Source organism: Burkholderia sp. LMU1-1-1.1 (assembly GCF_040675865.1).
Classification (GTDB): Bacteria; Pseudomonadota; Gammaproteobacteria; order Burkholderiales; family Burkholderiaceae_D; genus Rugamonas.
This window is the reverse complement of record NZ_JBEGHG010000007.1, coordinates 72,368-95,577: the sequence shown is the minus strand read 5'-3', so window position 1 is coordinate 95,577 and position 23,210 is coordinate 72,368. Positions and strand designations below refer to the sequence as shown.

At 63.4% G+C, this 23,210-nt stretch carries 19 protein-coding genes and 1 pseudogene; 13 read left to right on the top strand and 7 right to left on the bottom strand.

What is annotated here, in order from left to right; all coding sequences use genetic code 11:
• The first annotated feature begins 175 nt into the window (after positions 1 to 175).
• Together MRBLMU1_RS08255 and MRBLMU1_RS08250 are read left to right on the top strand one after the other, a co-directional pair.
• Entirely contained in the window at positions 176 to 2,527 is a 2,352-nt protein-coding gene (locus MRBLMU1_RS08255) for a TonB-dependent receptor domain-containing protein (protein WP_363499597.1), read from the top strand.
• 18 nt (positions 2,528 to 2,545) lie between these two features.
• Positions 2,546 to 3,727: a hemin-degrading factor gene (locus MRBLMU1_RS08250; protein WP_363499595.1), complete on the top strand. Its 1,182-nt coding sequence runs from the start codon at positions 2,546 to 2,548 to the stop codon at positions 3,725 to 3,727.
• 78 nt (positions 3,728 to 3,805) lie between these two features.
• Here MRBLMU1_RS08250 and MRBLMU1_RS08245 read toward each other — a convergent pair whose 3' ends face one another.
• The 3 genes from MRBLMU1_RS08245 to MRBLMU1_RS08235 all read right to left on the bottom strand — a co-directional run bounded on the left by MRBLMU1_RS08245 (position 3,806) and on the right by MRBLMU1_RS08235 (position 9,810).
• On the bottom strand, positions 3,806 to 6,079 hold the full coding sequence (locus MRBLMU1_RS08245) for a phosphocholine-specific phospholipase C (RefSeq protein ID WP_363499593.1): 2,274 nt from the start codon (positions 6,077 to 6,079) through the stop codon (positions 3,806 to 3,808).
• 123 nt (positions 6,080 to 6,202) lie between these two features.
• On the bottom strand, positions 6,203 to 7,396 hold the full coding sequence (locus tag MRBLMU1_RS08240) for a glycerophosphodiester phosphodiesterase (RefSeq protein ID WP_363499591.1): 1,194 nt from the start codon (positions 7,394 to 7,396) through the stop codon (positions 6,203 to 6,205).
• On the bottom strand, positions 7,396 to 9,810 hold the full coding sequence (locus tag MRBLMU1_RS08235) for a TonB-dependent receptor (RefSeq protein WP_363499589.1): 2,415 nt from the start codon (positions 9,808 to 9,810) through the stop codon (positions 7,396 to 7,398). Before MRBLMU1_RS08235 ends, MRBLMU1_RS08240 begins: the two co-directional genes overlap by 1 nt.
• A 130-nt stretch (positions 9,811 to 9,940) precedes the next feature.
• Between MRBLMU1_RS08235 and MRBLMU1_RS08230 the strand changes: the two genes are divergently transcribed.
• Both MRBLMU1_RS08230 and MRBLMU1_RS08225 read left to right on the top strand, forming a co-directional pair.
• Positions 9,941 to 10,258: a hypothetical protein gene (locus MRBLMU1_RS08230; RefSeq protein ID WP_363499587.1), complete on the top strand. Its 318-nt coding sequence runs from the start codon at positions 9,941 to 9,943 to the stop codon at positions 10,256 to 10,258.
• A gap of 7 nt (positions 10,259 to 10,265) precedes the next feature.
• A complete protein-coding gene (locus tag MRBLMU1_RS08225) occupies positions 10,266 to 11,237 on the top strand; it encodes a bile acid:sodium symporter family protein (RefSeq protein ID WP_363499585.1) in 972 nt (323 codons plus the stop codon).
• A 73-nt stretch (positions 11,238 to 11,310) separates the two neighbouring features.
• Here the strand turns inward: MRBLMU1_RS08225 and hslO are convergent, their stop codons facing one another.
• Both hslO and MRBLMU1_RS08215 read right to left on the bottom strand, forming a co-directional pair.
• Entirely contained in the window at positions 11,311 to 12,264 is a 954-nt protein-coding gene (gene hslO / locus MRBLMU1_RS08220; protein ID WP_363499583.1) for an Hsp33 family molecular chaperone HslO, read from the bottom strand.
• 3 nt (positions 12,265 to 12,267) lie between these two features.
• Positions 12,268 to 12,792 carry a gamma carbonic anhydrase family protein gene (locus tag MRBLMU1_RS08215; RefSeq protein ID WP_363499581.1) on the bottom strand — a complete coding sequence of 175 codons (525 nt, stop codon included), beginning with the start codon at positions 12,790 to 12,792 and terminating at the stop codon, positions 12,268 to 12,270.
• Positions 12,793 to 12,954: 162 nt separating this feature from the next.
• Between MRBLMU1_RS08215 and MRBLMU1_RS08210 the strand changes: the two genes are divergently transcribed.
• Complete coding sequence (locus tag MRBLMU1_RS08210) at positions 12,955 to 13,839, top strand: alpha/beta fold hydrolase (protein WP_363499579.1); 885 nt, start codon at positions 12,955 to 12,957, stop codon at positions 13,837 to 13,839.
• 117 nt (positions 13,840 to 13,956) lie between these two features.
• On the opposite strand, the gene MRBLMU1_RS08205 is transcribed toward MRBLMU1_RS08210, so the two are convergent.
• Both MRBLMU1_RS08205 and MRBLMU1_RS08200 read right to left on the bottom strand, forming a co-directional pair.
• Positions 13,957 to 14,238 (bottom strand): hypothetical protein, encoded by a 282-nt coding sequence (locus MRBLMU1_RS08205; RefSeq protein WP_363499577.1) that lies wholly within the window; start codon positions 14,236 to 14,238, stop codon positions 13,957 to 13,959.
• A gap of 393 nt (positions 14,239 to 14,631) precedes the next feature.
• Positions 14,632 to 15,124, bottom strand: a pseudogene (locus MRBLMU1_RS08200) (IS66 family transposase); the annotation flags it as partial.
• A 402-nt stretch (positions 15,125 to 15,526) separates the two neighbouring features.
• Between MRBLMU1_RS08200 and MRBLMU1_RS08195 the strand changes: the two are divergent.
• The 8 genes from MRBLMU1_RS08195 (at position 15,527) to MRBLMU1_RS08160 (ending at position 23,175) form a co-directional block, all read left to right on the top strand.
• On the top strand, positions 15,527 to 15,910 hold the full coding sequence (locus MRBLMU1_RS08195; protein WP_363499575.1) for a glutaredoxin family protein: 384 nt from the start codon (positions 15,527 to 15,529) through the stop codon (positions 15,908 to 15,910).
• Positions 15,911 to 17,086: 1,176 nt separating this feature from the next.
• Positions 17,087 to 18,094 (top strand): threonine ammonia-lyase, encoded by a 1,008-nt coding sequence (locus tag MRBLMU1_RS08190; protein WP_414646047.1) that lies wholly within the window; start codon positions 17,087 to 17,089, stop codon positions 18,092 to 18,094.
• Complete coding sequence (locus tag MRBLMU1_RS08185) at positions 18,088 to 18,921, top strand: 3',5'-nucleoside bisphosphate phosphatase (protein ID WP_363499571.1); 834 nt, start codon at positions 18,088 to 18,090, stop codon at positions 18,919 to 18,921. The genes MRBLMU1_RS08190 and MRBLMU1_RS08185 overlap by 7 nt, the downstream gene beginning before the upstream one ends.
• 120 nt (positions 18,922 to 19,041) lie before the next feature.
• Entirely contained in the window at positions 19,042 to 19,917 is an 876-nt protein-coding gene (htpX, locus tag MRBLMU1_RS08180) for a protease HtpX (protein WP_363499569.1), read from the top strand.
• Positions 19,918 to 19,990: 73 nt separating this feature from the next.
• The gene (locus MRBLMU1_RS08175) at positions 19,991 to 20,614 is read left to right on the top strand and encodes an L-threonylcarbamoyladenylate synthase (protein ID WP_363499567.1); all 624 of its coding nucleotides are present in this window, start codon (positions 19,991 to 19,993) and stop codon (positions 20,612 to 20,614) included.
• An 80-nt stretch (positions 20,615 to 20,694) separates the two neighbouring features.
• Entirely contained in the window at positions 20,695 to 21,372 is a 678-nt protein-coding gene (locus MRBLMU1_RS08170; protein ID WP_363499784.1) for a site-2 protease family protein, read from the top strand.
• Positions 21,373 to 21,379: 7 nt separating this feature from the next.
• Complete coding sequence (locus MRBLMU1_RS08165) at positions 21,380 to 22,582, top strand: tryptophan--tRNA ligase (protein WP_363499565.1); 1,203 nt, start codon at positions 21,380 to 21,382, stop codon at positions 22,580 to 22,582.
• Positions 22,583 to 22,626: 44 nt separating this feature from the next.
• Entirely contained in the window at positions 22,627 to 23,175 is a 549-nt protein-coding gene (locus MRBLMU1_RS08160) for a class I SAM-dependent methyltransferase (protein ID WP_363499563.1), read from the top strand.
• Positions 23,176 to 23,210 lie beyond the last annotated feature (35 nt).

Here is a 23,210-nt window from a genome sequence, read left to right as displayed (position 1 = left end):
AGCTCCGCCAATACCGCCAGAAAATTTCCCCCCGTCTTACATCCTAACCGCTTTGACAATAATCAATCTTTACACGCCAACCACTTGTAAATGAGAATCATTATTGCTAGTATGCGTTTTTGCCAGCAATCGTAGGTCCGAGAGCCAGCCGTCCACAACTCTCTCTTGGAACTCTATGGCTGCCACCACCACGGGCGCCCGGCATTCGGCCGCGCCTTCTCACGTCCCACGACCGCGCCTGATGGGCGTCGCGGTGCACTCCGCAATGATCACCCTGATGGCCGCCGCCATGCTCCCGGCGCACGCGCAACAAGCGCAAGCGGCGGCTGCCGCCAGCGCCCCGGCCCTCGGCGAAATCGTCGTCCAGGCCAAGCGCGACGAAGCCGCCTCCACCCGCAACGGGACCACTACCGTCGTCAGCACCGAGCAGCTGGAGCAGAACAACGCCATCGACATGGCCAAGATCGCCCGCTACTCGCCGCTGATCAGCGTGCCGGCGGCCGCCAGCGGCGGCGCCAACGTCTGGGACAGCGCCGGCAACACCGGCATCAACATTCGCGGCGTCGAAGGCAACCGCGTCAGCCTCGAAGTCGACGGCATCTCGCTGCCGGACGCCGCGCCGCGCCCGGAAGGCACGTCGATGAACTCGTTCGGCATCGGCCGCGATTACACCGACCCGGAAACCTTCCACTACGTCGGCATCGGCTCGGGCGCCAGCCCGGCCGGCGGCGGCACGCCCGGCCTGGGCGGGGCGGTCTCGTTCGTCACCAAATCGCCGGAGATGTACCTGGACGGCACCCGCAAGCTCTACGCCGACTACAAGTTCGGCTACGCGTCGGAACAGGCGTCGCGCATGCACGCCGTCACCGCCGCCACCGCGCTCGGCGAGCACCTGCAAGCGCTGATCGTCGCCGTCCACCGGGACGGCGCCGAAACCAAGACCGAAGGCGACGCCGTTCCCAACCCGGACGACTGGTCGTCCGACGCCGTGCTCGCCAAGCTGAACTGGAAGCTCGCCCGCGACCAGGAACTGCGCTTCACCATCGACCACTACAAGGCCGAACACGACCGCGTCTACAACAACAAGGTCGGCGCCCTGTATCCCGCCGGCGCGACGCAGAACTCCAACACCGAGCGCACCCGCTACAGTGTCGAGCACCGCTACACGCCGGCCAACGGCCTGCTGTTCGACAAGCTCGAAACCAAACTCTACAAGCAAACCGCCTCGGTCGAGGACGACACCAACGCCGACTACGTCAGCGGCGGCCAGCCCTACATCCGCAACATCACCACCGGCTACTTCAACGACAGCAAGGGCATCGCGTTCGACGCCGTCAAACAGTTGAACCCGTCCACGGTGCTCGGCTACGGCGTGCTGTACGAGGAGCTGGAAAGCCGCCGCCCATGGATCGAGGACCGCACGGTGGTGCGCACCGGCGCCCACCAGATCACGATGAAAAACCGCATGGCCGACATGGACACCGACAAGCTGGCCGCCTACGTGCGCGGCGAGTTCGGATTCGACCTGGCCGGCCACCAGGCCACGTTGACGCCGGGGCTGCGCGCCGAGCGGCGCAAGCTGACACCGCAAAACCTGCAAAACTACGTCATCGCCGTGCCGAGCGCGGCCAGGGAAATCCGCGAGGACAAGGACACCTTCGTCACGCCGAGCCTGAATTTCTCGGTCGAGCTGGCGCCGCAGCTGAGCACCTACGCCCAATACACGCGCGGCACCCGCCTGCCGAGCGCGGCCGAGCGCACCGGCACCTACGACTCGTTCAGCTACACCGGCGCCGGCAACGGCTACGCCGTGCTGGGCAACCCCGACCTCAAAAAGGAAACCAGCAACGCCTTCGAGGTGGGCCTGAAGGGCGCGCCGACACAAGGTGTAGAGCTCAGCTTCTCGCTGTTCCACACCAGTTACGACAACTTCATCGAATACGCCGCGCAGCCGGCCGACCCGGTCAACTACCCGACCATCACGCAAGGCCTGTTCCGTCCGGAAAACGTCGGCAAGGCCAAAATCCGTGGCGGCGAAGTGAGCAGCCGCTTCGCGCTGGGCCAATGGTGGCAGCCGATGCGGGGCTACAGTCTGGCGCTGGCCGGCGGCATCTCGCGCGGCACGGCCGAAAACAAGGACAGCGGCAAGAAGGCCGAACTGGCCTCGGTGCAGCCGTACAAGGCCAACGCCACGTTCGCCTACGACGACCCGGCCAAGCGCGGCGGCGCCGCCTTCATCGTCAGCACGGTGCGCGGCAAGCGCGCTTCGGCCGACGTGTTCACCAGCGCCACGACCGGCATGTTCGCCGTGCCCGGCTACACGGTCATGGACCTGACCGCGTACTGGCACATCAACAAGCACGCCACCGTCAGCGGCGGCCTGTACAACCTGGCCGACCGCAAGTACTGGGACTACGCCTCGTCGCGCAGCCTGGTCGCCGGCACCACGGCGGCCACGTTGGCCGACATCGAACGCCAGGCGCGTCCGGGCCGCAACTTCGCCGTCAACCTTAAAGTCATCTACTAAACAACCCACGGAGCCACCATGAAACCTCACCACCGATTTACCCTGGCGCTGACCGGCGCCTTGCTGTTCACCGCGTTGCCGGGCGGCGCCGCCAGCCTGGCCGAACGCTGGGAAACCCTGCGCGCCGAGCAGCCCAAGCTGGCCGCGCGCGACGCCGCCAAAACGCTCAGCGTCTCGGAAGCGGACCTGCTGGCGACCGGCATCGGCAAGACCGTCGTCCGCCTCAAGGAAGGCGACACCGTGCCGCGCGAAATCATGCGCCGCGCGCTCGACCTGGGCAAGGTGCTGGCGCTGACGCGCAACGAAAATGGCGTGCTCGAGCGCACCGGCGTCGCCAGCAAGCTCAAATCGCAGGACGACATCGTCGGTCTCGAGGAAGACAAGCAAAAGGAACGCGAAGCGCGCCTGCGCAACATCGCCGGCGGCTACCTGGGCGGCGAGATCGACCTGCGTTTCACCTTCGACAAATGGAAATACGCGTTCGCGGTGACGCAGCCGGGCAAGGACGGCGCCGTCTCGCGCAGCCTGCAATTCTTCGACGCCAGCGGCAACGCCGTGCACAAGCTGTACCTCAAGAACGACGCCGGCGTGCCGGTGTTCGACAAGCTGGTGGCCGACTTCCGCGCGCCGTCGCAAAGCGCCGACCTGAAGGTGGCCGCGCAACCTGTGAAGGCCAAGGAAAAGCCGGACAGCGAGATCGACGTCAAGGAATTCCAGCTGGCATGGAATGAAATCAACGACGTACACCAGTTCAACCGCCTGCTGACGGAGTTCGGCGTCTCGCGCCAGCAAGCGATGCGCCTCGCCCCGGCCGGGGCCGCCACGCGCATCACGCCGCAAGCGGTGCGCCAGCTGCTGGAAGAGACGGCCAAGCAAAAGATCGACATCATGGTCTTTTTGGGCAACGGCTCGACGATCCAGATCTTCAGCGGCAAGGTAGGCAAGGTCGCCGCCTCGCCGGGCTGGTTCAACGTGCTCGACCCGGAATTCAATTTGCACCTGCGTGACAGCGCCTTCGCCAGCGGCTGGGTGGTCAAGCGCGCCGGCATCACCTCGGTCGAATTCTACGACCACAATAGCGACCAGGTCGTCAGCTTCTTCGGCGTCCGCGAACCGAAAAAACCGCAGCCGGAAAGCTGGATCAACATGACCGCCGCCTTGCCAAAAGCCGACGACGCCTCGCGCCAAGCGAGCCGCTAAAAACCCGGGGTCAAGTCTGTCATTCGGACACGGACTGGTCAGTAAGCGCGGTCAAATAGATCAGCTCGTGTCTGAATGTCAGACTTGACCCCGGAGTGGCATTCCCATCGCCGGGTCGCTGACGGAGTCCCTGCCGTTTTCGACCCGTCCGGCGTAGCGGCGCCGGAAACTTTTCTGCGCGCCGCAGGTGATCGTGAAGTCATACCAGTTGCCGCTGTCGGCCACCGGCCATTGGAACGTTCCGACGCCTCCGCCGGCCACCGCGATCGTCCACGGGCCGTCGCTTCGATACGCTTCGGCCGTTGCCGTGAATGTGCAAGCGTCGCCGTGGTTGTGGATGTCAACCGTCAGCCCGGCCGGACTACCCGCCTCGTAGCGGATGTCGATCTCCGGGCCCGCCGCACCCTCCTGCTCGTTGAGGTCGCCAATAAAGTGGCGGTGAAAGCCGTTCGGTCCCAGCACCCACAGGCGGTAAGCGCCGCCGTCCGCCGCAACCTCCCAGCTTCCCTCCAACGTCTTGCCGGCCTCGACTACATAGCGCCGTGGTATCCGGTCCAGGTGCAGCTCGTCGTACACGTGGAATACCGCGCCGGCGCGGTCGCCGCTGTCGTTGGCGAACGCCAGCGTCACCCGCTGCGCGCTGGCGGTGGCGCGCGCCGTCACCTGCAATACATAGGGCAGTGCGCGCGAGGGGCGGGTGCCGCCGGCCTGCGCCGGCAGTCTGGAGGTGGTCGTCGCCGGCGGGTGTTCCAGCGCGGCGGCCTTGGCCTGGGCCAGCGCCAGCGCGTCGACGTCCGCCTTGGTGCTGCGCCCGCCGAGCGTTGGCAACGCCTCGGCGTTCGGGTTGACGAAGTTGAAGCAGGAGGTCAGGTCGCCGCACACCGCACGCCGGTAAGCGCTGATCTGCGGCTCGAGGACGCCGAAGCGCTTCTCGAGAAATTGCAGCACCGAGGTATGGTCGAAGACCTGCGAGTTGACCCAGCCGCCACGGCTCCACGGCGACACGATCCACATCGGCACGCGCGGCCCCGGTCCGTAGGGGCGGCCATCGATCGCCGGCTGCCTGCCGGTCGCCGGCGTGTGGTTGTGGTACTCGAGCGCCATATCGGCGGCGCTCAGCGTGGTGCCGCCGGCGATGCCGCCGTCGGCGGCCACCGATGGCGGGCACGGCGCCGGCAGGTGGTCGAACAAGCCATCGTTCTCGTCGAAATTAATCAACAGAACGGTCTTGCTCCACACCTCTGGATGCGCCGTGAGCGCATCCAGAATTTCCTGCACATACCAACCGCCCTGGGCCGGGCTGGAGCATGCCGGATGCTCGCTGTAGACCGATGGCGCGATGATCCACGACACGGCCGGCAGCTTGCCGTGGCTGATGTCCTCGCGGAAGGTTTCCAGGAAACCATGCGGCATGGTGTTGTGGAATCCCTTGGCCAACGGGCTGAGGGCGTCGTCGATGCCGGCGTCATAGAACGGGCCGGCGCGATTGACGTCCTGGGTGATGTCGGTGGCGGCGACGTGCAGCGGACGGCGGCGCTCGGGCAGTTTTTCGATTTCCGCGCGCCAGTGGCGAAAACTCATCATCTCGTTGCAGCCGAAGTTGTCGACCAGGCTTTGGTACACCTTCCAACCGACCCCCGCCTTTTCCAGACGGTCGGCGTAGGTGGTCCAGGTCCAGCCTTCGCTCGAGGGGCCGATGTCGTTGCCGTCCTCGTACTGGTTGTTGAGCACGGCCACCTGGACCGGTTTGCCGTCGGCCGGGCTTCGGCCGTTGGGGCCGTTGGTGCCGGTCCAATAGAACAGCCGGTTCGCGATCGTCCCCGTGTGCATGCCGCAGTGGTAGTGGTCGCAGAGGGTGAAGGCATCGGCCAGCGCCCGTTGGAACGGCACCTCGGCGGTTTCGAAATATCCCATCGACAGCGCGGTCTTGGCGTCCGGCCACCGGTTCATCCGGCCGTGGTCCCACGCCGCCTGCGAATCGATCCATGTGTGCGGCGTGCCGCCGGCGCGTTGCGCATTGCCCTTGCTCGCGTCAAGGTGGAAGGGCATATAAGTCGCGGCGGGCGTGGTGCTGGTCTGATACAGGACGTTGTAGCCGTTCGGCGCTGGCGCGACGAAGCGGTCGCCGTATCCGCGCACGCCCCTGAAGGTGCCGAAGTAGCTGTCGAACGAGCGGTTTTCCAGCATGAGCATGACGACATGCTGAACATCGTTGATGGTGCCGGTGGCGTTGTTGGCTTCGATCGCCAGCGCGCGCCGGATCGCCGGCGGGAATCCGGACAGGGCGGCGATCGAGGCGGCGGTGCCGAGGGAGCTGCGCAGGAACTTGCGTTTGGAATGATCTGTGGGCATGGTGGAGAATCTCACTCCGGGGTCAGGTCCACCATTTCTACACGTGCTTATCTGTTTGTAGCGATTTGGCGCCACTACACATCAGTTCGTGTAGAAATGGTGGACCTGACCCCGGAGTTGCTGTTAGGTGCCGACGGCGGCGCGGCCCAGCGCCGGGTCGTCGGTGAAGAAGCCATCGAGCCCGATGGCGATGTAACGCTTCATCTCGGCGATCGAGCCGGCTTCGTTGCGCGCCTGCAGGCTGCCGCCGTCGCGGAAGTCCGTCGCCAGAAACTGGTTCTCCGGCCGGAACGTCCACGGCTCCACGCGCAGGCCGGCTTTGTGCGCGTCGTCGACGAACGAACTCGGCTCGGCCAGGCTGCCGTCCTTCTTCAGCGGAATGATCGAGCGCGTCGGCGGCGCGATCACGTCGGCGTACTGTGCGATGTCGCGCATGCCGGCCGGCGTGCACATCTGCGCGAACGTCAGCTTGCCGCCGGCCGCCGCCACATCCATCGGCCGCACGTCCTGGCCGATCACCAGCTGCATGATGCGCAGGTTGGCGCGCCGTCCCAGCTTGCCCCGCAGGTACTTCAGATTGGCCACCTCGAACGACTGGATCTCGACCGGGTTGCGGCGCGTGTAGTCGTGCGCGTCCAGGATCGCCAGGAAGCGGTCCTCCAGCGGCAGGCCGACGCTGGCGAAGTAGGTCGAGTGCTTCAACTCCGGCACGATGCCGATGATGCGCCCGCGCGCCGCCGCCTCGGCCGCGACGAAGTCGATGATCTCCTCGAACGTCGCGACCTGGAACATGCCGTTGTACTGCGCGCTGCCCGGACGGTAGGCCGGGATGCGCTCGACCGCGCGCAAGGTCTTCAGTTCGGCCAGCGTGAAGTCGTCGACGAACCAGCCGTCGTGCGGCTCGCCGTCGATGGTCTTGCGCGTCTTGCGGCTGGCGAACTCCGGGCGGCCGGCGACGTCGGTGGTTTCGCTGAGATACGCCTCGTGCCGTGCCACCAGCACGCCGTCCTTGGTGCTGCACAGGTCAGGTTCGACGTAGTCGGCGCCGTCGGCGATGGCCTTGGCGTACGACGCCAGGGTGTGCTCGGGCCGCAGCGCGCTGGCGCCACGGTGGGCGAACACCAGCGGCTTCTTGCCGCCGCCGATGCCGCCGGCGCCGACCGGCGCGATGCCCGGCAGGCCCGACTGGTCGGCCAGGCCGCCGGTCGCCGCCAGCACCGACGATGCCGGCAATATCAGCGAGGCGCCGGCGGTCAGCGCCGCCGTTTGGATAAAGCCCCGGCGCGACAGGCGCGATGGGAAATAAAGTTTGTTCATCAGAAGTCAGCCATCAAAGTCAGGAAGCCCTGACGTGGTGCGATCGGGAATGTATTGTAAGTCCCGCTGGCGGCGCCGACCACCACATTCAGGCTGCCCTCGCGATCGGCCAGGTTGGTGATGTTGACGCGGTAGCGGGCGTTCTTGATCAAGCCGCCGTTGAGGAAGGGCAGCTTGCCCGACACGCCAAGGCTCATCAGGAAGTAGCTCGGCACCGACAGGTCGTTGGTGTAGGTCGCGTAGCGCTTGCCGACGTAGTCGCCGATCAGCTGGAACTCGGTGTCGGCGACGGTCAAGGTGGCCACCGTTTTGTTCATCCACTCCGGGCTGCCCGGCACGGCCTTGCCGGCGGTCGGCACGATGGCCGCGCCGTTCATGTAGTTGTCCTGGTATTCCGAGCGGTTGTACGACAGCGCGTTGTAGAACGAGAACATGCGGCCGAAGTGCAGCGTGCCGGACAGGTCGATGCCGTCGGTCTTGACGCTGCCGACGTTGGCCAGCACCGGGTTGCCGCCGATGATGGAGGTGATCACCGGCGTCGGGCTGATCTGCAGTAGGCGGTCCTTGAAGTCGACGTGGTAGACGTTGACCTGGCCGTCGATGGCGCTCACACCGCCGATGTCGAGCTGGTGGCTGGTGCGCAGGCCCGCTTCATAGGTGATCGAGGTTTCCGGCTTGGCCGTATCGCGGAACAGGTCGAACGCCTGCTGGCTCGCCAGGCTCCACGGCGAGGCGCCGCCGCCGCCGTAGGTGACGAACTGGCGCATGTTCTTTTGCACATTGACGAACAACTGGTCATGCGGCGTGATGTCCCAGCGCGCGCCGAGCTGTGGCAGCAGCCATTTCTTGGTGGTGATCTTGCCGACCGGCAGGGCGGTCGAGCCGTTGGCGATGGCGCCGACCTTCGGCTGCACCGGGAACTGGCCGTCGGCCCATTGCAGGCTCGATTTGAAGCCGGCCTGCAGCGCCAGGTCGTCGCGCACGCGCCATTCGTCCTGCACCGAAATCTGCGCGACCTTGTTGTCGATCTTGCTGCCGTACTGCGTGATCAGCGGATCGCTCGGACGGTCGTACGGCGAGCTCGGATGGTTGACGTCGAACGCGTACCAGCGGCGGTAGGCCGACGAGCGGTTGCTTTCGAGCCAGAGGCTGGCCTGCAGCTTGTGGTCGCCCAGTTCGGTGGACAGGCTCGATAGGTAGCCGCTGCGGTTGATGGTGTATTCGGTGGTGCGCGTGGCGTAGCCGGAGTTGCCGAACACTTGCTTCAGGTTCTGGCCGGGGAAGTAGACCGAGAACAGGCCCGGCAGGCCAGCCACGCCGATCGGGCCGGCCACAATGCCGACGCCGTCGTCGTTGTGGTAGTAGACCTGGTTGGACCAGGTGGTCGATTCGCCCAGGTTCATGTCGAACTTGGCGTAGGTCAGCCAGTCGGTGCGCTGGGCGACGCCGTAATAGTTGCGGTAGTTGTTGCCGTCGGCGGCGGGGGTGACCCCGGTCGGCGACAGGTAGGACAGCGCCTGCTGGATGTTCGGATACATGAACGGGCGGGTGTACGGCTGGTACTTCTCGCTGGCCGAGCGCACCGTGCTGTCCTCGTTCGGCTCGGTCTTGTCCGAGTAGTTGACGAACAAGGTCAGCTTGCCCAGGCCCGATTGATTGACGAACTTGGCGTTGAACTGGTCGCCGCCCTGGCGGCCGTGGAAGTCCCACGCGCGCTGCTCCTGGTGCACGCCGGAGATGTAGGCGCTGTTGCCGTCGCCGAAGCTGCCGGTGTCGTAGCGCAGGAAGGTGCGCGAGGTCTTGTAGCTGCCGACGGTCTGCTGCAGCGCGAGGTTGCGCGTCTGCGATGGATCGCTGGAGAAGGTCTCGATGGTGCCGCCCAGGTTGCTGGTCGACGCGGTCGACAGGTCGCCGGCGCCCGACGACAGGATCACGCTGCCGACGTTTTCGCTGATGACGGCGCGCTGCGGCGACAGGCCGTTGTAGTTGCCGTACTGCTGGTCGCCCAGCGGCACGCCGTCCATCGTGTAGCCCAGCTGCGGGCCGCTGAAGCCGTGGATGAACAGCGAGGTGTTTTGTTCGTTGTTGCCCCATGGGTCGGCGGTCTGGAAGCTCACGCCCGGCAGGGTTTGCAGCGCTTTCAATGGATTGATACCCGGCAGGATCTTCTGCATATCGCTCTTGGTCATCGCGACCGACGAGCGGGTCTTGCGGGTGGCGATCTCCACGGTGGCCATCGGCGCCGCTACGGCCCCGGCTGCGGAGGTATCGGCGCTATCTGCAGCGGCGGCGGGAGCGTCGGCGACATTGGCCGGAGCGGCCATTTCAGCGACGGCGGCGGCGACGTTGGCGGCCATGGCCAGCATCGGGAAGCTCAGCGCGGCGAAGCACACTGCGGATAATTTCTTGTTCATGTTCTGCCTTGGAAAACCGATTAAAAGAGTAACAACAGGAATAGCAACGCAGCGCATGATAGTTACGGCGTGTTACCGGGTGATGACCGATGCGTTACACTGCCGTATGGAAATAAGAGGGAAGAACAGGATGCGTATACTTCTGATGCTGGCCTTGGCGTTGCCACTGGCCGGCTGTTACACGGTCAATCAGGCCAAGCTGGGCAACTTCGTCGCCGACACCGTGCAGCCCGGCATGCCGCTGGAGCAGGCGGTGGCGCGCATGCGGGTCGAGGGCTTTTCCTGCAACACCAGCAGCGCCGGCACCGTGACGGTGTGCACCCGGACGCAGGAACGGCTGATGCGCGGCGCCTGCGTCGAACGCGTCGATCTGATCCGCGGCACGGCGTCGGCCAAGACGCTCGGCGCGGTCGAGATTCTGGAAGTCCAATGCGCCAAGATGTGGTAACCCAGCGATGACCCGTCCCCGATTCCTACCCGATAACTTTACGCTGGCCATGCTCGTGACGATAGGCACGGCCAGCCTGTTCCCTTGCACCGGCCATGGCGCCGTCATCTTCAACGGCATCACCCATGGCGCCGTGTGCCTGCTGTTCTTCCTGCACGGCGCCAAGCTGTCGCGCGAGGCGGTGGTGGCCGGCATCACGCACTGGCGGCTGCACTTGCTGGTGCTGTTGTGCACGTTCGCGCTGTTCCCCTTGCTGGGATTCGTGCTCAAGCCGTTGCTGATGCCGCTGGTGACCCCGGACCTGTATCTGGGCATCCTGTTCCTGTGCATGTTGCCGTCCACGGTGCAATCGTCGATCGCCTTCACGGCGGCCGCGCGCGGCAATGTGCCGGCGGCGATCTGCAGCGCGTCGGCTTCGAACCTGCTGGGGATTTTCCTGACGCCGCTGATGGTCGGGTTGTTGACGGCGGCGCAGATGACGGGTGGTTCGCCGTGGGAGTCGGCGTTGCAGATCGCCTTGCAGTTGCTGCTGCCGTTTATCGCCGGGCAGGTCGCGCGGCGCTGGATCGGTGCCTGGGTCGAGCGCAACAAGCCGCTGACGCGGATGGTGGATCAGGGGTCGATTCTGCTGGTGGTGTACACCGCGTTCAGCGAGGCGGTCGGGCAGGGCTTGTGGCATCAGCTGTCATGGTCGTCGCTGGGCGGGCTGATGTTGATTGACGTGGTGTTGCTGGGATTGGTGATGCTGACCGCCGCGCAATTGAGCCGGCGGTTGGGATTCAGCCGCGAGGACCGGATCGCCATCGTGTTTTGCGGATCGAAGAAGAGTTTGGCCAGCGGCGTGCCGATGGCCAAGGTGTTGTTCGCGGGCGGCGCCTTGGGCGCGGTGGTGTTGCCGTTGATGTTGTTCCACCAGTTGCAATTGATGGTGTGCGCGGTGCTGGCGCAGCGGTATGCCAGAGCGCCGGAGGTAAAGTAGTCTTCAACCCGCAAAGCGGCCACCTGGGGTCGTACCCGGTCGGGTACGACCCCGGCCTGCGGGGTGCGGGTTATCAATGCTTAACGTCGCTCGCCGGTATCAACGCCGCGACCGGCTCGTCGCTGGCGAACAATTGCGCGCAATCGACCTTGTCGTAATCGTAGTGCTGGCCGCAGAAATCGCAATTGACGCCAACGTGGCCCTGCTCCTCCAGCACGCTGTCAACTTCCTCGCGTCCCAGCATCTTGAGCATGTTGCCCACTTTCTCCCGCGTGCAGGTGCAATGGAACGACGGGCTCAACGGATCGAATACCCGGATCGTCTCTTCCCAGAACAAGCGCTGCATCAGCACATCGACTGTCGTCTCCAGCAACTCCTGCTCCTTCAACGTCGAGCCCAGGATCACCGCCCGGTTCCACGTCTCCAACGCATCCTCCTGCGTCAGCGGCGCGGCGCCGGCCTTGCCGCCATGGTCCGGCAGCTTTTGCAGCAGCAGCCCGCGCGAGACGTTGTCGTCCGCCGCCAGCCACAGCTTGGTGTCCAGCTGTTCCGAGCGCAGCATGTAGTTTTCGATGACGGTCGCCACATCGTCGCCGTCCAGCGGCACGATGCCCTGGTAGGGCTGCTGGCCGGGTACCTTGTCGGCCGGGTCGAGCGTGATGATGAAGCGGCCCTTGCCATTGGCGTTCAACATCGCCGGCAAGGTGGCGTCGTCGGCGATGACCGCGTTCTCGGCCAGCTTGGCGGTGGCGCGCAGGCGCAGCTCGGCGTCGCACTCGACCACCAGCAACTGCACCGGACCGTCGCCATGGATTTGCATGATGATGGACCCGTTGAACTTCAGGTTGGCCGACAGCAGCGCGGCCGCGCCGACCATCTGGCCCAGCAGCTTCTTGACCGGGGCGGGGTAGGCGTGCCGCGACAACACCTCGCGCCACGTGGCCGAAATGTCGATGAATTCGCCGCGCACGGCGGCGTTCTCGAAGATGAATTTCTGCAGGACGTCCGTAGTCAGGGTAATGCTCATGTTTTATCCAATCTTTTTGAGTTGCGTCTTGAACAGCTGGCCGCGTTGCACATAGCTGTCGGCGCTGGCGAGCAGGCGCGCGGTGTCCTCGGCGGTCAGGGTGCGCACGGCCTTGGCTGGCGAGCCGATGATCAGCGAGTTGTCCGGGAATTCCTTGCCTTCGGTGACCAGCGCGCCGGCCCCGACCAGGCATCCGGCGCCGATCTTGGCGCCGTTCAGGATCACGGCCTGGATGCCGATCAGGGCGCCGTCGCCGATGGTGCAGCCGTGCAGCATGGCCTGGTGGCCGATGGTCACGTTCTTGCCCACGGTCAGCGGGTAGCCCATGTCCGTATGCATCACGGTGCCCTCCTGGACGTTGCTGTTCTCGCCAATGGTGATGCGTTCGTTATCGCCGCGCAAGGTCGCGCCAAACCACACCGACGTGTTGGCATGCAGGCTGACCTTGCCCACCAGGGTCGCGCTGTCGGCGACAAATGACGATGCATCGATCTCTGGCGCGTGTTCGCCCAGTTGATAAATAGACATTGGAAACCTTCGGTTGAATGATGGGAACGGCGGGATGGCGCTATTTTACGCTTGCACCAGCAGCGAACGGTCGTGCTATTATTTTGCTTTGCGGCCAGCAATGTACCGATATTGCGCCGACTCCGCCGTTTTCAAGCTTCAGTCTATATGAGGACAAGAACCATGATGCTGACACCTTCCCGCTCCGAATTCCTCACCATACGCGGTTTGCGTTGCCATTTGCATCACTGGGGCAGGGAAGGCGCGCCCAAGATCTTCATGCTGCACGGCTGGATGGACGTGGGCGCCTCGTTCCAGTTCGTCGTCGACGCCTTGAAGGGGGACTGGCACGTGATCGCGCCGGATTGGCGCGGTTTCGGCTTGTCCGACCGCAGCGGTGACGACACCTATTGGTTCCCCGACTACCTGGCCGATCTGGACGCGATCCTGCGCCACTATTCGCCGGACAAGGCGGTCGACATCGTCGGCCACAGCATGGGCGGCAACATCCTCGGCCTGTACGCGGGCGCACGGCCGGAGCGCATCCGCAAGCTGGTCAACCTGGAGGGCGCGGGCCTGCGCGCCGCCAAGCCCGAGCAGGCGCCGGGCCGCTACGCCAAATGGATGGACGGTTTGCTGGAAAAGCCGGAGCTGCGCACCTATCCGTCGCGACAGGCGGTGGCGGCGCGCTTGCAGAAAACCAATCCGCGCCTGAGCGACGAGCGTGCGGCCTTCCTGTCGCAGCACTGGTCGGCGCAGAACGAGCAGGGCGAGTGGGAGATCCTCGGCGATCCCGTGCACAAGCAGCAAGGCCCGCTGCCGTACAACGTCGACGAGGTGATGGCGTGTTGGAAAGCCATCACGGCGCCGGTGCTGTGGGTCGAGGCCGACCAGACCAATATGTGGGACTGGCTCGGCTCGAAGCCGGGCGGGCAGGTGGAGCTGGAGCGCCGCCTCGGCCATTTGCGCGATGTCACCCGCAAGATGGTGCACGATGCCGGCCATATGCTGCACCACGACCAGCCGGTCGAGCTAGCTGGTTACATCGAGGAATTCTTGATGGCGTGACAGGGGCGTTATTTCGACGATGGCGTCCAATATTGGGCTAACGCTATACGCTGGCCGAGCTCGGGCGGGTTGCTAGGCGTATTTATCATCGGCGCTGTAGACTGGCAGCCTGTGTTGCTAAGGCTCATGGTACCCGGGGCAAAATAACCCCTCTTCGCCCTCCAGTCTTTCAGCAAGCATTGTCGCTTCACTTGGCGATTCCGTCACGACATCATCAAATCCAATGACTGACCGTCCATCCACCACATTGATGTATTGCACGCGTAGCACTAACGCCCCTCGCAAAATTTCGACAACATCGCCAATTTTGGGATGCGACGCTAGTTCTAGTTCGCCAGTCACGTTCCCATATGCGCGAATTGGCGATTCAAAGATCGAAAAATCGATTTCATATCTCATGGGTTCGGAGCTCCTGGTGTCAGCAGCGTCATCGCTGCAGAAGTGTCACTACTCATGTCACAGCCCATTTTTCGTCCGAGTGTGATCATCGCCCAGATGTTATTGATGCGTCCGTTCAAATCATCCCGTGTACGAGCCACATCGTACTCGTGTTTGTCATGCCTGGATTTGGCGTACTGTACATACCTAAAAGAATAGTGTCGGTGCGGCATCTTTTCCATTTTAATCAATGCCAATCCGGCTTCACAAGCCCCTCCAGCGCATACTGCAGGAATAAGCAGACAGAAAGGGCATAGGCCCGCCGGATCAGTGTAAGCGTCTGCCCACTGACGTCTTGAGTACTTGGGGAATTTGATTGATGATGGCGTCATACCTCTGGGAAGCGGCGTGATCTCAATGGGCTGCTGGCAGGTTGCAGTTCCAGGGTAAGAAATCATCAACCCGGTTAACGGGATGGTCGGCGATATGCGTCAGCACGTGACGCAACCAAGCTTCGGGCGACACCGTTCAGCTTGGCCGTGCCGATCAGCGAGTAGATCGCGGCGGCGCGGTCCTCGCCGCTGTCGGCGTCGGCGAACAGGTAGTTGCGGCGGCCGATGGTGACGCCACGCAAAGTGCGTTCGGCAGCCGAGTTATCAATCTCGATGACGCCGTCGTCGCAGTAGCGCAGCAACGCCGGCCACAGTTTGAGCGCGTACAGGATCGCCGCCGCCGTGTCTGACTTGCGCGACAACGTATCGAGCGTGATACGCAGCCAGCGTTCCAGACCGTCGAGCAGCGGGCGCGAGCGAGCTTGCCGAACTTGTCGTCGTTCGTCGGGAGGATTGCCCCGGATCTCGGCCTCGATCACATAGAACTCGGCGATCCGCGGCAGCGCCTCGGTGGTCAGAGGCGTCGCGCGCAGGTCGGACTGCCGCACGAAACGGCCCCCGATGAATTAATCAGTGCTTCCCTAACGTGATAGTGCGCTGTTGGCCCAGCCAACGGCAACCATTTTTGCTATACGCCAGTTTTGGCTGCTAATTTCGCGAAGATACAAGCGCACCTGCGATATTAATTCTGCACATTGAAACATCTTTATTCGAGGTAAATCACAACATTCTCACGCTTTGTAACTTTTCTGAATAATCAACTGGTATGGTTGATGAAAAACATCAATATGTCGTAGAAATTAGAATTTTCCTCTGCTATCATTAAATGGAATTTTGATTCGACATACTCGAATTAATAAACATACGCCACCCTACCAGCATTGCCACGTCGATTTTTGAAATTAGGAATATCAAAGATGATTGCGAGATTAAAAACCACTGCATTGTATTTCTTAATTTTGGCTGGTGGCCTTGGAGTAGGGTTAGCAATAGCAAAGTTACCAAAATTGCTAGAAAAACGTTATCAGCAGGGGGATTATTCGGCCTATTTTTCTACCTCAAACGTGAAGGTGGTGATTTACGGTACATCCACCTGCCCGTTTTGCGCTAAAGCACGCGACCACCTTACACATAAAAAGATCGCATTTTCCGACTTCAATGTCGACAAATCGGAGATCGCTAACGAACAGTTCAAAACATTTAAGGGAACTGTCGTGCCTGTAATCATCATCGGAGACAGGCTCATAACTGGATTCCAACCCGATGTCATTGACGAGGCGTTGCGTGCCGCAGTTCATTAATTCACTCCCACCGGAACCGGTGGATTCTGGGAATTTTCCGATTAATTTTGACCAAGTTTTGATATATTTAGGTTGCATCCCTGTAATTTTATTACTGAAAAACTTTGAAAGGTAGAATGTGAAAAAGCTAAAATTATTCCTGTTTTCCATCGGCGTCGGTACGGCATTCGCATTTGCGCATGCTGATGACAATTTGCCATGCAGTTACTACTGCGACGTGAATTATAATACTTGTGGTGAGGGTGGCCTCAGCGCTGGCGCCTGCTCTAAACTATATGATATGTGTAACGAGGCCTGCAGAGCAGGAGGGGAATGATCTTACGCTCCTTGGTTTGATGGATTTCAAACCAAAGATCTTAAACGACTTGAACAATGGGGGCCGTAGCCAGCCACGGCATCGGTCCCTGTTAAAATCTTCGCCAAGGCAAAATGGATCGGCCGAATCCAAAATAAGCCTGAATGTTTCAATCGACTGGTCAGAACAGGGAGAACCCCATGTCGCAGTTCGATGATTCGCACCCGTACGTTGCATCAATCTGCAGCCTTCAACGATTGCCTCGAGCACGCTCTCGCAGGCCTCTCCGCGCGGCCAGTTACCTGCCAAAGCGAACACCCTATCGCCATCAAGCCAGGCCGCTACGGTACCTCCGCTATACATGGACCATTAGGTTGCCCCTGCTGTTGAGCGTTGGCCTTTACTTACGACGGCGAAATGCAGAGCCGTTCAGCAATGGATTCTGTGGCTGGCGGCTCAACCGACGAAATTCGATGATGATAGTCTGATGCGATCTTATGAAACATTGGAGATTTTGGCTGCCGAACAGCTCTAAGCTTTTTGCGCCGAGAACTGGAACCGTGAAGGGACAATGAGCTTCACGTAAAGTGACATCTCCATCCCGCATTTGTTGCGTTGGGGCTTGCCAGGGCCTTGGTTCTTTGGCATGATTGATCGCATGAACCCGCATAACACCACCGTCACGAACCTCCGCCACGTCGCCGCAGACGCCGGCCGGGCCGCGTTCGCCGGTTGCGGTCGGTCCGTCTCCATTATTCGAATTATTCAGGGTCGCTGAGCTGCGGCTGCGCCGGTGCTTGGCGCCCCCAGTCCCAGCGCATCATCGCGCGCGGGCACGGCCCGCGCTCCCCTGAATAGTCTCATGGAGCACCCCAATGACAATGTCCCACCCGTACCCCTCGCTGTCCCAGATCCGCGATACCGCCGCACGCCTGCAAGGAAAAGTTCTGCGCACCCCCGTCTGGCGCTGGCAAACCGGCGTCATCGAAGAACAATTCCCCACCACCGAGGTCTGGCTCAAGCTGGAACTATTTCAAAAAACCGGCACCTTCAAGCTGCGCGGCGCGCTCAACTGCATCGAGGCGCTGGACGCGGCGGCGCGCCGGCGCGGCGTGGTCGCTGTCAGCGCCGGCAACCATGCGATCGCCGTGGCGTACACGGCGCGGCTGGCCGGATGTAGCGCCAAGGTCGTCATGCCGGCGCACGCCAGCCCCGCGCGCATCGGCGCCTGCCGCGAGTTCGGCGCCGAAGTGTTGCTGATGCCCGACGTACACCAGGCGTTCGCGCGCGGCCGCGAGATCGAGCGCGACGAGGGCCGCACCATGCTGCATCCCTACGACGGCCCGCTGACCGCACAGGGCACCGGCACGGTCGGGCTGGAGCTGATGGCGCAGGTGCCCGATCTGGACGCGGTGGTGGTCCCGGTCGGTGGCGGCGGCTTGTGCGGAGGCATCGCCGCCGCCGTCAAACAGCTCAATCCGCACTGCGCCGTGTACGGCGTCGAACCGTTCGGGGCCGACGCGTTGTACCGCAGCTTCGCCTCCGGCGCGCCGGAGACGCTGGAGCGGGTCGATACCGTCGCCGACAGCCTGGGCGCGCCGTATGCGATGGAGTACAGCTTCAACGTCTGCCGCCGCTTCGTCAACGAGGTGGTGCGGGTCGACGACGACCAGATCTGCGAGGCCATGCTGTATTTGTTCCGCGACGCCAAGCTGGTGGCCGAGCCGGCGGCGGCGGTGGCGACCGCCGCGTTGTTCGGTCCGCTGCGCGAGCGGTTGGCGGGCAAGCGCGTGGCTTTGCTGGTGTGCGGCTCGAACATCGATCCCGCGCGCTTTGCGGAGCTGCTGTGCCGGGGCGCGCGCATCCGGGATACAATGACAGCATGTTAAAAGTCGATCTGCACTGCCATTCCAATGTCTCCGACGGCGTTCTTGCTCCCGCCGCCGTGGCCGCCCACGCGCGCAAGGCCGGCGTCGACGTCTGGGCCTTGACCGATCACGACGAAGTCGGCGGGATTCCGGCCGCCCGCGCCGCCGCCAAGGAGCAGGGGATGCAGTTTGTCTCCGGCGTCGAGATTTCGATCACGTGGGCCAATGAAACGGTGCACATCGTCGGCCTGCGCATCGACGAGACCAACGCGGCGCTGGTCAACGGCCTGGCGTGCACGCGCTCGGGCCGCGACAACCGGGGCCGGGAAATCGCGCGCCAGCTGGAAGCCGTCGGCATCAAAGGCGCCTACGAAGGCGCGCTGACCTACGTCGGCAACCCGGACCTGATGTCGCGTACCCACTTTGCCCGCTATCTGGTGGAAATCGGCGCCTGCGCCAATATTCCGGATGTGTTCAAGAAGTACCTGTCCGAGGGCAAGCCGGGTTACGTGCCGCATTGCTGGGCTAGCCTGGCGGATTCGGTCGAGTGGATACGCGGGGCCGGCGGCATCGCCGTCATCGCCCACCCGGGGCGATATCGCTTCAGCCAGCTGGCCCAGGGCCAGTTGTTCGACGAGTTCAAGCAACTGGGCGGGGAGGCGATCGAGGTCGTCACCGGCAGCCATACGCCGGACCAGTATCCGGTGTATGCGCAGTTGGCGAATAGTTACGGTTTTCTCGCGTCGCGCGGGACCGATTTCCACGCGCCGGGCGAGTCGCGTGTCGATTTCGCGTTGTTGCCGCCATTGCCCGCCAACGTCAAGCCGGTGTGGCACGATTGGTTCTAGGCTGCGCCGGTAATATCTTTCGCTGATTACCGGCGGTAATTAATATTGCCATCTTGATTTTGCGTAAAGCCGGTCATACCTTATGATCTGGGCAAACTTGTCCGTATCGGAGAACAACCAATGAAACGCATCGTCCTGTTTATCGCCACCAACCTCGCCGTCATGCTGGTGCTGTCCATCGTGCTGTCGCTGCTGGGCATCGGCCGTCCGGGCGCGGGCGGCAACCTCGAGATGGGCAGCCTGCTGGCGTTTTCGCTGGTGGTCGGTTTCACCGGCGCGATCTTCTCGCTGCTGATCAGCAAGCCGATGGCCAAATGGTCGACCGGCGCGCGCGTGATCGAGACGCCGTCGTCGTCGACCGAGCTGTGGCTGGTCAACACCGTCAAGGCGCTGTCCGAGCGCGCCGGCATCGGCATGCCCGAGGTGGCCGTCTACGCCGGCGAGCCGAACGCCTTCGCCACCGGCGCCTTCAAGAACTCGGCGCTGGTGGCCGTGTCGACCGGTTTGCTGGAGAACATGAACCGCGACGAGGTCGAGGCCGTGCTCGGCCACGAGGTGGCCCACATCGCCAACGGCGACATGGTCACCATGACGCTGATTCAGGGCGTGGTCAACACCTTCGTGGTGTTCCTGGCGCGCGTGGTCGGCTTCTTCGTCGACAAGGTATTGCTCAAGAACGACCGCCAGGGCACCGGCATCGGCTACATGGTCACCGTGTTCGTCTGCGAGCTGGTGTTCGGTCTGGTCGCCTCGCTGATCGTGGCCTGGTTCTCGCGCCAGCGCGAATTCCGCGCCGACGCCGGCTCGGCCAAGCTGCTCGGCAGCAGCGTACCGATGCAGCACGCGCTGGCCCGCCTGAACGGCATGGAGCCGGGCGCCTTGCCGCAATCGATCGCCGCCTCCGGCATCACCAACCGTGGCGGCTGGGGCGCGCTGTTCTCGACCCATCCGCCTTTCGAGCAGCGCATCGCCGCCTTGCGTAGCGTACAATCCTGATGTTATTAATAGCGGCCTGGGCCGGCTGTGGTCCCCCACAACTTCAGCTAAAACCAGGCCCTGCCACCCAACCATGAGTCAATTCTTCCAGGTCCATCCCGTCAACCCGCAAGCGCGCCTGATCAAGCAGGCATCGCAGATCATCGACGGCGGCGGCATCGTCGCCGTGCCGACCGATTCCTGCTATGCGCTGGTCTGCCACCTGGACGACAAGGGCGCCGTCGAGCGCCTGCGCCGCATCCGCGGCATCGACGAGAAGCACCACCTGACCCTGCTGTGCCGCGACCTGAGCGAGATCGGCGTCTACGCGCGCGTGGACAACCGCCAGTTCCGCCTGCTCAAGAGCGCCACGCCGGGGCCGTACACCTTCATCCTCGAGGCGACCAAGATCGTGCCGCGCCGGCTCAGCCATCCGTCGCGCAAGACCATCGGCCTGCGCGTGCCGGAGAACCCGATCGTGCTGGCGCTGCTGGAGCAGTTGCAGCAGCCGCTGCTGGGCACGACCCTGATCATGCCGGGCGAGCAGGACGCGCTCAACGACGCCGACACCATCTGCGAGCGGCTCGGCAAGCAGATCGAGCTGGTCATCGACGGCGGCGCCTGCAGCATGGAGCCGACCACCGTGATCGACCTGACCGGACCGGACGCCGAACTGGTGCGCCAGGGCCGGGGCGACGCGGCCTTGTTCGGACTCTGACCCTCCCTTCGCGACAAGGCAAGCGCGCCGGCCTTCGACGGCGCCCAAGATCACTTAGCAGCCTCTGGTAGAATCCCTCCATCATGGATATAGATAGCATCGTCCGGACCATCACGGTCTACGCCATCCCGGTTCTTTTTGCAATTTCCCTGCACGAAGCCGCCCACGGCTATGTCGCCCGCTACTTCGGCGACTCCACCGCCGCCGACATGGGCCGCCTGAGCATCAACCCGATGCGCCATATCGACCCGTTCGGCACGGTGCTGCTGCCGCTGGTGCTGAGCCTGCTGACCCTGCCCGCGCTGGGCTACGCCAAGCCGGTGCCGGTCGATTACGATCGCCTGCGCAACCCGAAAAAGCAGATGGCCCTGGTGGCCGCCGCCGGTCCCGGCGCCAACTTCGTCATGGGGCTGGGCTGGATGGTGCTGTGGGTGGTGCTGACGTTCGTGTTCCATGCCGACCAGGACGACTTCTTCATCCTGATGGCCAAGGCCGGTATCGGCGTCAACTCCGCCATGTTCGTGTTCAACCTGATTCCGCTGCCGCCGCTCGATGGCGGGCGCATCGTCACCGGCATCCTGCCGATGCCGCTGGCGCGCAAGTACGCGCAGATCGAGCGCTATGGTGTCTACGTCTTTATCGGCCTGATCCTGATGATGCAGTTCGGACTGCTGACCGGTTTCCTCATCAGCGGCATGCATCTGGTGCAGGGCGTTTTCCACATCCTGGTCAAACCGCTGATCTTCCTTTTGGCTTAAGCAAACCATGTATCCCGATCGCGTCGTCTCCGGCATGCGTCCGACCGGCTCCATGCACCTGGGCCACTACCACGGCGCGCTGAAAAACTGGATCAAGCTGCAGGCCGAGCAGCCGTGCCTGTTCTTCGTGGCCGACTGGCACGCGCTGACCACGCACTACGACGATCCCAGCGTCATCGAGCGCAGCACGTGGGAGATGCTGATCGACTGGCTGGCCGCCGGCATCGATCCGTCGCAGACGACCTTGTTCATCCAGTCGCGCGTGCCGGAGCACGCCGAGCTGCACCTGCTGCTGTCGATGGCCACGCCACTGGGCTGGCTCGAAAGGGTGCCGACCTACAAGGACCAGATCGACAATCTGTCGCACCGCGACCTGGCCACCTACGGCTTCCTCGGCTACCCGCTGCTGCAGGCGGCCGACGTGCTGATCTACCGCGCGAGCATGGTGCCGGTGGGCGACGACCAGGTGCCGCATATCGAGATGATGCGGGAAATAGCGCGACGTTTTAATCACTTGTACGGCAAGGAAAAAGGCTTCGAGGAAAAGGCGGAGAAGGCTGTCAAGAAGCTGGGCAGCAAGCGCGCCAAGCTGTACATGGAGCTGCGCACCGAATACCAGCAGGACGGCAAGGACGAGGCGCTGGAGCAGGCCAAGGCCATGCTCGACGACGCCCAGAACTTGTCGCTGGGCGACCGCGAGCGCCTGTTCGGCTATCTGGAGGGCAGCCGCAAGCTGATCCTGGTCGAGCCGCAGTCGCGCCTGACCGCCGCCTCGCGCCTGCCGGGCCTGGACGGACGCAAGATGTCCAAGAGCTACGGCAACGCCATCGCGTTGCGCGAGGACAAGGAATCGGTCGGCAAGAAGATCCGCACCATGCCGACCGATCCGGCGCGCGTGCGCCGCACCGACGCCGGCGATCCGGCCCGCTGCCCGGTCTGGCAATTCCACCAGGTGTATTCCGATTCGCCGACCCAGGCCTGGGTGCAGCGCGGCTGCATGTCGGCCGGTATCGGCTGCATCGAGTGCAAGCAGCCGGTCATCGACGCCATCGTCAAGGAGCAGGAGCCGATGCACGAGCGCGCCCAGCAATATCTGGACGACCCGTCGCTGGTGCGCGCCATCGTCGCCGACGGCAACGACGCCGCCCGCCGCCTGGCCCAAGACACCATGCGCGACGTGCGCGAGGCCATGGGCCTGGCCTACACCTAGCGCTGGAAACTTTGTAACCCTTCGTAAATTCCGGTAAAGACATCATGAGCGATAACATCTCCCCCTGGGTACGGCGCTACGCCCCTTTGATCCCCGGCGGCGACGTGCTGGATCTGGCCTGTGGCAACGGCCGCCATACCCGCCATCTGGCCTCGCTCGGCCATTCGGTGGTGGCGGTCGACCGCGATCCGGACGCGCTGGCGCTGGCGGCCGGCCCCGACATCACCACCTCCAACATCGACCTGGAGGAGGCCGGCGCCGCCTGGCCGTTCGGCCCCGCGCGATTCGCCGGCATCGTGGTCACAAACTACTTGCATCGTCCGCTAACAGCCGCGATGATCGCCAGCCTGGCGCCGGACGGCGTGTTGATCTACGAAACCTTCGCCGACGGCAATGCGCAGTTCGGCAAACCGTCGAATCCGGACTTCCTGCTCAACCCGGGCGAACTGCTGGACTGGGCGCGCGAGCACGGCCTGCGCGTGGTGGCCTTCGAGGACGGCGTCGTCGACGCGCCAAAAACTGCCATGGTGCAACGAATCTGCGCCGTGAAGCCCGATTTTCCGCGTGTGGCGGCGCTGTTGCCGCCATTTTGACGGCCGATTTGTCGCCCCGAATGCACCATAACCGC